This window comes from Ectothiorhodospira shaposhnikovii, assembly GCF_016584105.1.
Classification (GTDB): domain Bacteria; phylum Pseudomonadota; class Gammaproteobacteria; order Ectothiorhodospirales; family Ectothiorhodospiraceae; genus Ectothiorhodospira; species Ectothiorhodospira shaposhnikovii.
In genome coordinates this window covers 60,750-72,779 of the sequence record NZ_NRSM01000014.1, presented here as the reverse complement: position 1 = coordinate 72,779, position 12,030 = coordinate 60,750, and the positions used below count along the sequence as shown (strand labels likewise).

Below are 12,030 nucleotides of genomic sequence, written 5' to 3'. Positions count from 1 at the left end.
TTCAGGTTTTTTCGAGGTGTGAGATGGCGTCTAATTCATCCTCCAGACAGCGTCTGGATCAGATCGTGGCCAACAGCCACAAGGAACAGGCGGCGCGGGAGCAGGGTTACCGGGCCAAGGCCCTGAAGATGTACCCCTGGGTCTGCGGACGTTGCGGGCGTACCTTCGATCACGGCAATGTCCGTGAACTGACGGTGCATCATCGGGATCACAATCACGACAACAATCCCCAGGATGGTTCCAACTGGGAGCTGCTGTGCGTGTACTGCCACGACAACGAGCATCAGCGTCTGACCGAGGCCATGTCTGGCCACGGGGGTGGGGCGGGCGCCGGCGGCACCGGCAAGGAGGCTACCCATAACCCCTTTGCGGCCCTGGGGGATCTGCTCAAGGGCAAGGACTGAGGCACGCCCACCGGTTGACCGGGTGCGGTTCCCGGCGTAGTTTTTCAGACCATGGGGCGTGGCCCGTACCCGTGGCCCCCAAGACCGGAGGACATACCGTGGAAGCCTCGACGTTCAAGATGTTTGAAGGCCTGCTGATCATCGGCGCGGTGGTGGCTTTTGCCATCTGGCAATTTGGCTCCCTGCGTCGGGATCGGGAGGAGCGGGACCGCCGCCGGGCCGAGGAACAGAAGACATCCGACAACCAAAAACAGGACTGACGGGGAAGCGTCCTGTCGGGCCACTGACTGATCGAATGGAGAAGGCATGAAAATCCTCATCACCGGGGGCACTGGCTTTGTGGGGTCCCATCTGATCAGGCGCCTGGTTTCCCAGGACTATGAATGCGTGGTGCTGACCCGCAATGTGTCCGGCGCCCGGCGCAGGCTTGGGACAGCGGGCTGTCAGTTCATCCAGTGGGATACCCGTTCCTCCATACCGGATGAGGCCTTCGAGGGAGTGGACGGGGCGGTGAATCTGGTGGGGGAGAGTCTGGCCAGCCGCCGCTGGAGTCCGGAGCAGAAGAAACGCATCTTCAATTCACGCATCGAGCCCACCCGGCAACTGGTGGAAGGTCTCAACGAACATGCCCCCCAGTGCAAGGTGCTGGTCTCCGCCTCCGCCATCGGTTATTACCCGGTCAACCTGCCGGATCGTCTGACCGAGGACAGCGAGCCTGGTGACGGATTCCTGCCGGATATCTGCCGTCAGTGGGAAGAGGAGGCCGGCCATCTCAATCCCCGCAGTCGTGTGGTGATCCTGCGCTTCGGCGTGGTGCTGGGGCGGGACGGTGGCGTGATCGCGAAACTGCTGCCGGTGTTCAAGATGGGACTGGGCGGCCCCGTTTCCGACGGTAGTCAGATCATGAGCTGGATTCACCTGGAAGATGTGGTCGGTGTCATCAATCGTGCCCTGACCGATGACGCCATGTTCGGTGTCTACAATGCGGTGGCGCCGGAGCCGGTGAGCAACCGGGAGTTCTCCAGATCCCTGGGCCATGCCCTGGGCCGTCCCGCGGTGGTGGCGGCGCCGGCCTTCATGCTGCGCACGGCCCTGGGGGAGATGTCCACGGTGGTGCTGGACTCCCAGACCATCGCCGGCGACAAGTTGCTGGAGGCGGGGTATGAGTTCCTGTATCCGGGCATCGACAAGGCCATGCACGAGATCGCATCCCGATGATTATTCGCCACTGGGACCCCATGGCAGTCCTGATCCTGGGACTGCCCATCGTCGCGCTGGTGGTCTACGGCAGTTTCTTCGCCCGGGAGTTCGTCGGTGGGCATGTGCCGCCCCTGGCCAGTCTGGCGGTGCTGCTGGTGCTGGTGGGCATGCTGATCACCTCCCTGTGGCGGTTGTCGCCGGTATCCGTCTATCGTTTCCAGCATTCGCCGGCCAGGGTCGATGTCCAGCACTGGCGGCCCTTTGGTCGAAGCCAGTACCTGGAACATGAACTGGCCAGTGTGGAGCGCATCAGCATCGAGCGTTACCCCTTCCATCGAGGGCATCGCTATGTGGTCTGTCTGAACCTGCGGGACGGGCGCAAGATCATCGACGGCATGCCCGACGCGGCATCGCCGCAACCCATCTATGATTTTGCGGTGCGGGTGGCACGGTTCTACGGGCTGGCGGAAGGTCCGCCGCCGGATGCGCCGTAGTCAGGTACTCCAACCCCTCTCCCAAAAACCGGGAGAGGGGTGTTTCGAGCCTCGCCGGGCGACTGTCAGCCTTCCAGGACGGGGATCTTGCCGATGCGTCCGCGCCATTCCTTCGGTCCGGTCTCATGCACCGAGGTGCCCCGGCTGTCCACCGCCACGGTCACGGGCATGTCCTTGACCTCGAACTCGTAGATGGCCTCCATGCCCAGGTCCTCGAAGGCCACCACGCGGGAGGCCTGGATGGCCTTGGAAACCAGGTAGGCGGCACCGCCCACGGCCATGAGATAGACCGCCTGGTTGTCCTTGATGGCCTCAATGGCCGCCGGACCCCGTTCCGCCTTGCCCACCATGCCCAGCAGGCCGGTCTGTTCCAGCATCTGGCGGGTGAACTTGTCCATGCGGGTGGCGGTGGTGGGGCCGGCCGGTCCCATGACCTCATCCCGGACCGGGCCCACCGGGCCCACGTAGTAGATGAAGCGGTTGGCAAAATCCACCGGCAGGGGCTTGCCCTCGTCCAGCATCTGGGTGAGCCGCTTGTGGGCCGCGTCCCGGCCGGTGAGCAGGCGGCCGTTGAGCAGCAGCACGTCGCCCGGCTGCCAGCCGGCCACGTCTTCCCGGGTGATGGTGTCCAGGTTCACCCGCTTGCCCTTGGAGGCGTCGTACTCCAGTTGCGGCCAGTCCTCCAGGGAGGGCGGCGTAAGGACCGCCGGGCCGCTGCCGTCCAGGTGGAAATGCACATGGCGGGTGGCGGCGCAGTTGGGGATCATGGCCACGGGCAGGGAGGCCGCATGGGTGGGATAGTCCAGAATCTTCACGTCCAGCACCGTGGTCAGGCCACCCAGCCCCTGGGCGCCGATGCCCAGGGCGTTGACCTTCTCGTACAGCTCCAGGCGCAGTGCTTCCACCCGGTTTTGCGGGCCGCGGGCGATCAGTTCATGGATGTCCACCGGGGCCATGAGGGATTCCTTGGCCAGCAGCATGGCCTTTTCCGGTGTGCCGCCGATGCCCAGTCCCAGAATGCCCGGCGGGCACCAGCCGGCGCCCATGGTGGGCACGGTCTTGAGCACCCAGTCGACGATGGAATCGGAGGGGTTGAGCATGGCCAGCTTGGACTTGTTCTCGGAACCGCCGCCCTTGGCGGCGCAGATCACTTCCAGGTGATCTCCCGGCACGATCTCCATGTGCACCACCGCCGGGGTATTGTCGCGGGAGTTCCGGCGGTCACCGGCCGGATCCAGCAGCACCGAGGCCCGCAGGGTGTTGTCCGGATGTTGGTAGGCCCGTCTCACTCCTTCGTCCACCATGGCCTGCAGGCTCATGTCCGCCTCCCAGCGCACGTCCATGCCCACCTTGAGGAAGACCAGGGCGATGCCGGTGTCCTGACAGATCGGGCGATGGCCTTCGGCGCACATGCGGGAGTTGATCAGGATCTGGGCCATGGCATCCCGGGCCGCGGGAGATGCCTCGCGCTCATAGGCGGCGGTCAGGGCCTGGATATAATCCTGGGGATGGTAGTAGCTGATGAACTGAAAGGCATCGGCAATGCTCTGGATCAGGTCTTCCTGGCGGATGACGGACATGGAGAACTCCGGCAAGTGTCTGCGTTGAGCCGCGCATCTTATCCCGATGCGGTCCGCGCGTCATGTCTTGCCGCCGGAAGGAACGCTCCGGCTCTCCTGATCCGGCTCGACACGGGGCTTGAGCGTGTCCAATTCGCCCCCATCTCCTGTATTGTGTGAACATTGATGTACGACATCTCCATTGCAAGGATCCCTGACGACCTCCATGTGCGGCATCTGCGGCGAACTGAATTTCAACGAATCCCTCCCTGATCTTGAGTCCATCCGGCGCATGCTGGATCGGTTGCGTCGCCGTGGTCCGGATCACGAAGGCAGTTATTCCGACGGCCCCCTGGCCATGGGGCATCGCCGCCTGTCCATCCTGGATCTGTCCGAACGGGCCAACCAGCCCATGCTGGATCCCGATCTGGGGCTGGCGGTGGTCTTCAACGGCACGATCTATAACTTCCGCGAGCTGCGTCGGGAGCTGGAAGATCGCTACCGGTTCTTTTCCAGCGGCGACACCGAGGTCATCCTCAAGGCCTACCATGCCTGGGGCGAGGACTGCGTCAAGCGCTTTCACGGCATGTTTGCCTTTGCGGTCTGGGATCTGCGTCGGCGGCGCCTGTTCATGGCCCGGGACCGCATGGGCATCAAGCCCCTTTACTACAGTCACACCGACCGGCGCCTGCGCTTTGCCTCCAACATCCAGGCCCTGCTGGCCGCGGGGGAGGTGGATACGGACATTGATCCGGTGGCCTTGCATCATCACTTCACCCTGCATGCGGTGGTGCCCGCCCCCCGCACCCTGTTCAAGGGTGTGAGAAAGCTGCAGCCCGGCCATACCCTCACCGTGGAGCAGGACGGCCGTACCCGGCTGCAGCGCTACTGGCAGCTGGAGGCTACCCGCCCCGACCGGGACCAGACCCCGGAAGCCTGGACCGAGGCCGTGCATGATGCCCTGCGGCGCTCGGTCAAGCGGCGCCTGGAGATTTCCGACGTGCCGGTGGGGGTGCTGCTTTCCGGCGGCCTGGATTCCAGTCTGCTGGTGGCCCTGCTGGCGGAGTCGGGGGCGACGGGGCTGAAGACCTTCACCGTGGGGTTTGAGGATCAGCCCGAGGAGAAGGGCAGCGAATTCGAGTTTTCCGACCCGGTGGCCGAGCGCTATGCCACCGATCATCACCGCTTCCATGTGCCCAATGACCAGGTTCTGGCCCGTCTGCCCGAGGCCGTGGACCAGATGGCCGAACCCATGGTGGGGCAGGATGCGGTAGCCTTCTACCTACTGTCGGAGCAGGTCTCCCGGCACGTGAAGGTGGTGCAGTCGGGGCAGGGGGCCGATGAGGTCTTTGCCGGGTATTTCTGGTATCCGCGCATGGCGGCGGAGACGGAAGGGACCCTGGTGGAACGCTTCCGCCGGCACTATTTCGACCGCGACCAGCCCGAGTTTGCCTGCATGGTGAACCCGGCCCTGGTGGGGGAGGATCACACGGCCCTGTTGATCGAGGCGGCCCTGAACGAGCCGGGCGCGGACACCTTCCTGGATGCGGTGCTGCGTCTGGATGTCACCACCCTGGTGGTGGATGATCCGGTCAAGCGGGTGGACAACATGACCATGGCCTGGGGGCTGGAGGCCCGGGTGCCGTTCCTGGATCATGAACTGGTGGAGCTGGCGGCCCGCATGCCGCCGGCGCTGAAGCTGGCCCAGGGCGGCAAGGGCGTGCTCAAGCAGATTGCCCGGGGGTTGTTGCCCGATGCGGTCATCGATCGTCCCAAGGGGTATTTCCCGCTACCGGCCCTCAAGTACGTGCGCGGGGAGTTTCTGGACTTCATGGGCGACATCCTGAATTCCCGGGCCTGCCGGGAGCGGGGACTTTACCAGCGGGAGTATGTGGAGACCCTGCTCAAGGCCCCGGAGCAGCACCTGACCCGCATCCAGGGCAGCAAGCTCTGGCATCTGGCCCTGCTGGAATTCTGGTTGCAGCGCCAGGGGATCCACGCCGGCTAGACGCCGGCGCCCGGGAACAAACCAATGGTCATGTTCTGATGTCCAACCAGGTTTAATCGGTCAGTGGTGTGTTGAATCAGTTCATTTTCATGTGGAATTCACTTTCCATTTGAATGGAGTCATTCCCGCGCAGGCGGGAATCCGGTCGCAGTCTGAAAAAGCTGGACTCCCGCTGTCGCGGGAGTGACCGAATTTGCCCCGGCTGGGGCTTTTCATAAACACGAGGTCAAACGAAGTGGACGCTCTGGATCGTATCAGGCAGCAGGTGGAGGAAAACCCCGTCATCATTTACATGAAGGGGACGCCCCAGTTTCCCATGTGCGGCTTCTCCAACCGTGCCGCCACCGCACTCAAGGCCTGCGGGGCACCCTTTGCCTATGTGAATGTCCTGGCGGATCAGGAGATCATGCAGGCGTTGCCCGGCTTTGCCGACTGGCCCACGTTTCCGCAGATCTACATCAAGGGTGAGCTGATCGGCGGCTGCGACATCACTCTGGAGATGTTCGAGTCCGGGGAGTTGCAGAATATGGTCAAGGAGGCCGCGGGGAGCGGCGACTAGGAATTCATCCCCCATGCCAAGCCAGGCCGGTCGCCCCCGGGATGAGGGGCGCACGGTGCCGGTCTGGACATTTCCCAGGGGTGTGGCTAGGTGACCACGACATGGGTACTGCTTTGATGGCGAGCCTTTTCCAGATTGATCCGAACCTGTTTCATGAGGTCCCGGATGGTCATCAGCCGCTGCTCTGAATGATGGAAATGGGCACCGATGGATACCTTGATGGCAATGGGGCCTTCAGAGGTCTGGATGCCGTCCTGGGTGATGCTGGCCAGTACCCGCTTGAAGAGGTCCCGATTGAAGTCCTGTGGTGAGTGGACATGCATCAACAGGGCGAATTCCTCTTCCGCAATTCTGGCCACCAGATCGGTGGGGCGCACGGCCAACCGCAGGCGCTTGGCGAACCCCACCAGGACCTCTGCGCTGAGGTCGCTCTGTTGATCATCATCTTCCTGGTCCAGGCTGACCAGGGCCAGGCAGAACCCGCCTGCGCGGGCCTGGGTTTCCAGTACCAGGGCTTCTAAGCGCTGATTCAGGGCGCGCTGGTTACCCAGGCCCGTGATGGGGTCTGCGGTGGACTGATGCTCCAGCAGGCGGTTTGCGGTTTCCAGTGCTGATGAGGTTTCTATCAGGCGATTCTGCAGCATGGCAATCCGCCCGGCGGCATAGATGCGTGCCGCCAGGTGGATGTCATGAATCGGTTTGGTCAGAAAGTCGTCAACGCCCTGGTGAAAGGCCTTGAGCATGGCCGTGTCTTCATCTTTTGATGTGAACAGGATGATGGAGGTGTAACGGTCGGCTTCCTCGTCATGCAGGCGAATGGCGGAAGCAAGTTCCAGCCCGTTCATCTCCGGCATCACCCAGTCGACAATGACCACGTCCGCCCGGCGCTGTGCCAGTGCATCCTGGGCCTCCTGCGCCGAGCCCGCCAGCCGGACATCATCATAACCAATTCGCTCCAGGGTATTTCTGAGCACGGTCCGACTGTACTGCATATCGTCAACAACCAGAATGGAGAGCGGCGGCGGTGGCATGAGAGCCTCTCGTTGTTGATGCGTCACCCAGCTCTTATATGCAACTCACAGCGCCTTGTCCATGTTCAGGGGATCCTGAGTCAGTATCTGTTGATTCCAGCGGTTCATGACGTCGCAGAAGATGTCCGCTGTCTTTTCCGCGTCATAGGTGGCGGAGTGGGCTTCCGCGTTGTCCCAGGGCAGCCCCGCCTCCTTCACTGCCTTGGCCAGCACGGTCTGACCGTAGGCCAGGGCCGACAGGGTGACGGTGTCCAGGTTGCTGAAGGGATGAAAGGGGTTTCGCTTCACCTGGGCCCGCTCCGCAGTGGCGTTGACGAAGGCCAGGTCGAAACCGGCATTGTGTCCCACCAGAATGGCCCGGGTGCAGTGATTGCGTTTGATGTCCTGGCGGACTTCCCGAAACACCCGCTGCAGGGCCTCGTCCTCGGGCAGGGCGATGCGCAGGGGATGCCAGGGGTTGATCCCGTTCACCTCCAGGGACTTGGGGTCCATGTTGGCCCCCTCGAAGGGCTGGACATGGCAGGACAATGTCCTGTCCCGCTGGATGAAGCCGTCCTGGTCCATGCGCAGGAACACGGCCGCGATCTGCAGCAGGGCATCGGTTTTGGGATTGAAGCCGCCGGTTTCAACATCCACCACCACGGGCAGAAAACCACGGAAACGATTGCCCATGGGGCGGAAGTTCAGTTCGTCTGTCATGGCGCTAGACTACCAGCTTCCAGTCCAGCGTGCCGCCGGCCCGCATGGGCACCACCGTGGCGTCCGCGAAGGGGTAGGCCTCCGGCACCGTCCAGGATTCCCGCCGCAGGGTGATGTAGTCATCGTTCACCGGCAGGCCGTGGAAGGCCGGGCCGAACAGGCTGGCAAACCCTTCCAGCTTGTCCAGGGCGCCGGCCTGCTCGAAGGCCTCGGCATAGAGCTCAATGGCGGCCGGGGCGCTGAAGATGCCGGCACAGCCGCAGGCGGATTCCTTGGCGCCCTTGGGATGGGGCGCGCTGTCGGTGCCCAGGAAGAAGCGGGGATGCCCCTCCGCCAGGACCGCCATGATGGCCGCCCGATGGGTCTCGCGCTTGAGTACCGGCAGACAGTAGTGGTGGGGCCGCAGACCGCCCTGGAACAGGGCATTGCGGTTCATGAGGATGTGCTGAGGGGTGACCGTGGCGGCCACCCGGTCCGGGGCCTGGCGCACGAAGTCCACCGCCTGGGCCGTGGTGATGTGCTCCAGAACCACCTTCAGGCCCTGGAATTGCTCCACCAACGGCGCCAGCACCTGATCGATGAACACCGCTTCCCGGTCGAACACGTCCACCCCCGGGTCCGTGGCCTCGCCATGGATCATCAGTGGCAGCCCCAGGTCCTGCATCGCCTGCAGGGCGGGATAGGTGTGACGGATATCGGTCACGCCGGCGTCGGAATGGGTGGTGGCGCCGGCGGGGTACAGCTTCACGCCGAAGACAATCCCGCTGTCCACCGCCTTTTTGATCTCTTCCGGCGAGGTCATGTCGGTGAGGTAAATTGTCATCAATGGCTCGAATTTCATCTCCGGCGGAACGGCATCAAGAATGCGCCGGCGATAGGCGATGGCCTGCTCCACGTTCACGACCGGCGGCCTGAGATTGGGCATGATGATGGCGCGGCCGAAACATCTGGCGGTATGCGGCACTGCACTATCAAGGGCGCTCCCGTCCCGCACATGCAAATGCCAGTCATCGGGGCGTCTGATACGCAGTTCCTGGATTGTCGTCATTGTGTTGCTGTTTCCTGTTTTTATTGCAGAAATGTGTTGCGGTGAAGCATGGGAAACGGTGTTCCGGTTCCTTGACCTGCCGGTGCAAAAGCTAGAACATGACTCAGCGAATTGCGCCACTCGACGATGAATTTTCTGCTCGATGTGAACCGAATTGTCGCGTTTCAGGTCGGCATTGGATGTGGACATAAAAATAATAAAGCCCGGTCGGAATGATATCAGCAAGTATCCCGTTTTGTCTGAACCACACCCCGAGCGGGTGCGCACCTGCGTGCCCGCGGCGACGGGGGATTGGATGGAGAAAAAGTGATGACGGCGCAGCAATTGCCCCAAGACCTGGATGCCCAGGAAACCCACGAATGGCTTGATGCCCTGGAAGCGGTGATCCAGGCCGATGGCCCGGAACGGGCCCATTACCTGCTGGAGCGTCTGGTGGATCAGGCCCGGCGATCCGGCGCTTTCCTGCCGTATTCCGCCAATACCGCCTATGTGAACACCATTCCGCCCCATCTGGAGCCTGCGTTCCCCGGGGACGCGGAACTGGAGCACCGCATCCGCTCCTACATCCGCTGGAATGCGTTGATGATGGTGGTCAAGGCCAACGGCATCAGTTCGGAGCTGGGGGGGCATATCGCCAGTTTCGCCTCTGCCGCCACCCTCTATGACGTGGGCTTCAACCACTTCTGGCGCGCCCCCTCCCATGAGCATGGCGGCGACCTGCTTTTCATTCAGGGCCACTCCGCCCCGGGGATCTATGCCCGTTCCTATCTGGAGGGCCGCTTCACCGAGGCCCAGCTGGACCGGTTCCGCCAGGAAGTGGGCGGCGGCGGCCTGTCTTCCTATCCCCACCCCTGGCTGATGCCCGGTTACTGGCAATTTCCCACCGTCAGCATGGGGCTGGGCCCCATCGCCGCCATCATGCAGGCCCGCTTCATGAAGTACATGAATGATCGGGAACTGGCCAGCAGCCGGGATCGCAAGGTCTGGTGTTTTCTGGGGGACGGGGAAACCGATGAGCCGGAAAGCCTGGGCGCCATCTCCCTGGCGGCCCGGGAAAAACTCGACAACCTGATCTTCGTGGTCAACTGCAACCTGCAGCGTCTGGACGGGCCGGTGCGAGGCAATGGCAAGATCGTGCAGGAACTGGAGGCCATGTTCCGGGGCGCCGGATGGAATGTCATCAAGGTCCTCTGGGGCAGTTACTGGGATCCCCTGCTGGCCAAGGACACCAAGGGCCTGCTCAAGCAGCGCATGATGGAGGCCGTGGACGGGGATTACCAGAACTACAAGGCCAAGGACGGTGCCTATGTGCGGGAGCATTTCTTCGGCAAATATCCCGAGCTCAAGGCCATGGTGGCCAATATGTCAGATGATGATGTCTGGCGTCTGAACCGGGGCGGACACGATCCCTTCAAGGTCTACGCCGCCTATCACGCAGCGGTCAATCACGCGGACCAGCCCACCGTGATCCTGGCCCAGACCGTGAAGGGCTACGGCATGGGATCCGCCGGCGAGGGGCAGATGCGTGCCCACCAGCAGAAAAAACTGGGCATGGGCGAACTCAAGACCTTCCGCAGCCGCTTCAGCATCCCGCTCACCGATGATCAGGTGGAACGGATGGAGTACATCAAGCCGCCGGAAGATGCTCCGGAAATGCGTTACATGCACGAACGGCGCAAGGCCCTGGGTGGCTTTCTGCCGGTGCGCAAGTCCTCGGTGGCACCCCTGGAGATCCCGGATCTCTCCCTGTTCGACGCCGCCATGGAGTCCTCCGGAGAGCGCGAGCTGTCCACCACCATGGCGCTGGTGCGCATGCTCACCCAGCTGATCCGGGACAAGAAGATCGGCCATCACATCGTCCCCATCGTGCCGGACGAGGCCCGCACCTTCGGCATGGAAGGGCTGTTCCGGCAACTGGGGATCTACTCCTCCGTGGGACAGCTCTATACACCCCAGGACAAGGATCAGGTGATGTTCTACAGGGAGGACAAGAAGGGGCAGATTCTTGAAGAAGGCATCAACGAGGCGGGTGCCATGTCTTCCTGGATGGCGGCGGCGACGGCCTACAGCGTCCATGGCGTGAGCATGATCCCCTTCTACATCTTCTATTCCATGTTCGGCTTCCAGCGGGTGGGAGATCTGATCTGGGCCGCGGGCGACATGCAGGCCCGGGGTTTCCTCATGGGCGGCACCGCCGGTCGCACCACCCTTTCCGGCGAGGGGCTGCAGCACCAGGACGGACACAGCCATCTGATGGCCGCCAACGTGCCCAACTGCATCAGCTATGACCCGGCCTTCGCCCATGAACTGGCGGTGATCCTCCATGACGGTCTCCGCCGCATGTACGTCAATCTGGAAAGCGTTTTCTATTACATCACCGTCATGAACGAGAACTACCCGCAGCCGGTCATGCCGGAGGGGGCGGAAGAGGGGATCCGCAAGGGGCTGTACCTGTTCAGGGAAGGGGCGGCGGGTGAGCCGAGGGTCCAGCTCATGGGATCGGGCACCATTCTCCGGGAGGTGATCGCAGCCGCCGACCTGCTCAGGAATGACTTCGGCGTGGAAGCGGACATCTGGAGTGCCACCAGCTTCAACGAACTGGCCCGGGACGGTCGTGACACGGAGCGCTGGAACATGCTGCATCCCGGGGCCGACCCCCGCCGCAGCTGGGTCACTCAATGCCTGGAGGGGCGTCAGGGGCCGGTGGTGGCCTCCACCGATTATGTCAGGGCCTTTGCCGATCAGATCCGGGCCTGGGTGCCGGGACGCTATACGGTGCTGGGCACCGATGGCTTCGGCCGCAGCGATCTGCGTTCCCGTTTGCGCCACCATTTCGAGGTGGATCGCCATTACGTGGCCCTGGCCGCCCTCAAGGCCCTGGCGGATGAAGGCCGGATCCCGGTGGAGCGGGTTGGCGAGGCCATCGTCAGGTACGGGATCGACGTGGACAAACCCAATCCCCTGCGCGCCTGAGGCGCCGGGCCGCATCCATTGATGTGCATCACCGGCCGGCGCGGCCGTCCCGTTG

11 protein-coding genes are annotated in these 12,030 nt (G+C 63.1%); 7 read left to right on the top strand and 4 right to left on the bottom strand.

What is annotated here, in order from left to right:
* The first annotated feature begins 23 nt into the window (after positions 1-23).
* The 4 genes from CKO35_RS09695 (at position 24) to CKO35_RS09680 (ending at position 2,098) form a co-directional block, all read left to right on the top strand.
* A complete protein-coding gene (locus CKO35_RS09695; protein ID WP_008932875.1) occupies positions 24-404 on the top strand; it encodes a YajD family HNH nuclease in 381 nt (126 codons plus the stop codon).
* Positions 405-502: 98 nt separating this feature from the next.
* On the top strand, positions 503-664 hold the full coding sequence (locus CKO35_RS09690; protein WP_200175264.1) for a hypothetical protein: 162 nt from the start codon (positions 503-505) through the stop codon (positions 662-664).
* 46 nt (positions 665-710) lie between these two features.
* Positions 711-1,622 carry a TIGR01777 family oxidoreductase gene (locus CKO35_RS09685; RefSeq protein WP_200175262.1) on the top strand — a complete coding sequence of 304 codons (912 nt, stop codon included), beginning with the start codon at positions 711-713 and terminating at the stop codon, positions 1,620-1,622.
* 20 nt (positions 1,623-1,642) lie between these two features.
* On the top strand, positions 1,643-2,098 hold the full coding sequence (locus CKO35_RS09680) for a hypothetical protein (protein WP_200175260.1): 456 nt from the start codon (positions 1,643-1,645) through the stop codon (positions 2,096-2,098).
* 65 nt (positions 2,099-2,163) lie between these two features.
* On the opposite strand, the gene CKO35_RS09675 is transcribed toward CKO35_RS09680, so the two are convergent.
* Complete coding sequence (locus CKO35_RS09675; protein WP_200175258.1) at positions 2,164-3,678, bottom strand: fumarate hydratase; 1,515 nt, start codon at positions 3,676-3,678, stop codon at positions 2,164-2,166.
* 205 nt (positions 3,679-3,883) lie between these two features.
* Between CKO35_RS09675 and CKO35_RS09670 the strand changes: the two genes are divergently transcribed.
* Complete coding sequence (locus tag CKO35_RS09670) at positions 3,884-5,665, top strand: N-acetylglutaminylglutamine amidotransferase (RefSeq protein ID WP_200175256.1); 1,782 nt, start codon at positions 3,884-3,886, stop codon at positions 5,663-5,665.
* 235 nt (positions 5,666-5,900) lie between these two features.
* On the top strand, positions 5,901-6,224 hold the full coding sequence (gene grxD, locus CKO35_RS09665; RefSeq protein ID WP_200175254.1) for a Grx4 family monothiol glutaredoxin: 324 nt from the start codon (positions 5,901-5,903) through the stop codon (positions 6,222-6,224).
* A gap of 86 nt (positions 6,225-6,310) precedes the next feature.
* On the opposite strand, the gene CKO35_RS09660 is transcribed toward grxD, so the two are convergent.
* Genes CKO35_RS09660 through pyrC form a run of 3 tightly spaced genes read right to left on the bottom strand, consistent with a single transcriptional unit; the run spans position 6,311 to position 9,002 of the window.
* Positions 6,311-7,255 carry a GGDEF domain-containing response regulator gene (locus CKO35_RS09660; RefSeq protein ID WP_200175252.1) on the bottom strand — a complete coding sequence of 315 codons (945 nt, stop codon included), beginning with the start codon at positions 7,253-7,255 and terminating at the stop codon, positions 6,311-6,313.
* A gap of 45 nt (positions 7,256-7,300) precedes the next feature.
* Positions 7,301-7,954: a ribonuclease T gene (gene rnt / locus CKO35_RS09655; RefSeq protein ID WP_200175250.1), complete on the bottom strand. Its 654-nt coding sequence runs from the start codon at positions 7,952-7,954 to the stop codon at positions 7,301-7,303.
* Positions 7,955-7,958: 4 nt separating this feature from the next.
* Entirely contained in the window at positions 7,959-9,002 is a 1,044-nt protein-coding gene (pyrC, locus tag CKO35_RS09650) for a dihydroorotase (RefSeq protein WP_200175248.1), read from the bottom strand.
* Positions 9,003-9,311: 309 nt separating this feature from the next.
* Between pyrC and aceE the strand changes: the two genes are divergently transcribed.
* The gene (gene aceE, locus CKO35_RS09645) at positions 9,312-11,975 is read left to right on the top strand and encodes a pyruvate dehydrogenase (acetyl-transferring), homodimeric type (RefSeq protein WP_200175246.1); all 2,664 of its coding nucleotides are present in this window, start codon (positions 9,312-9,314) and stop codon (positions 11,973-11,975) included.
* Positions 11,976-12,030 lie beyond the last annotated feature (55 nt).

Excerpts from the sequence above, each read along its gene's own strand:
- CKO35_RS09695 (WP_008932875.1), top strand. The coding sequence starts at position 24 with ATGGCGTCTAATTCATCCTCCAGACAGCGTCTGGATCAGATCGTGGCC.
- CKO35_RS09685 (WP_200175262.1), top strand. The coding sequence starts at position 711 with ATGAAAATCCTCATCACCGGGGGCACTGGCTTTGTGGGGTCCCATCTG.
- CKO35_RS09680 (WP_200175260.1), top strand. The coding sequence starts at position 1,643 with ATGGCAGTCCTGATCCTGGGACTGCCCATCGTCGCGCTGGTGGTCTAC.
- CKO35_RS09675 (WP_200175258.1), bottom strand. The coding sequence starts at position 3,678 with ATGTCCGTCATCCGCCAGGAAGACCTGATCCAGAGCATTGCCGATGCC.
- CKO35_RS09670 (WP_200175256.1), top strand. The coding sequence starts at position 3,884 with ATGTGCGGCATCTGCGGCGAACTGAATTTCAACGAATCCCTCCCTGAT.
- CKO35_RS09660 (WP_200175252.1), bottom strand. The coding sequence starts at position 7,255 with ATGCCACCGCCGCCGCTCTCCATTCTGGTTGTTGACGATATGCAGTAC.
- rnt (WP_200175250.1), bottom strand. The coding sequence starts at position 7,954 with ATGACAGACGAACTGAACTTCCGCCCCATGGGCAATCGTTTCCGTGGT.
- pyrC (WP_200175248.1), bottom strand. The coding sequence starts at position 9,002 with ATGACGACAATCCAGGAACTGCGTATCAGACGCCCCGATGACTGGCAT.
- aceE (WP_200175246.1), top strand. The coding sequence starts at position 9,312 with ATGACGGCGCAGCAATTGCCCCAAGACCTGGATGCCCAGGAAACCCAC.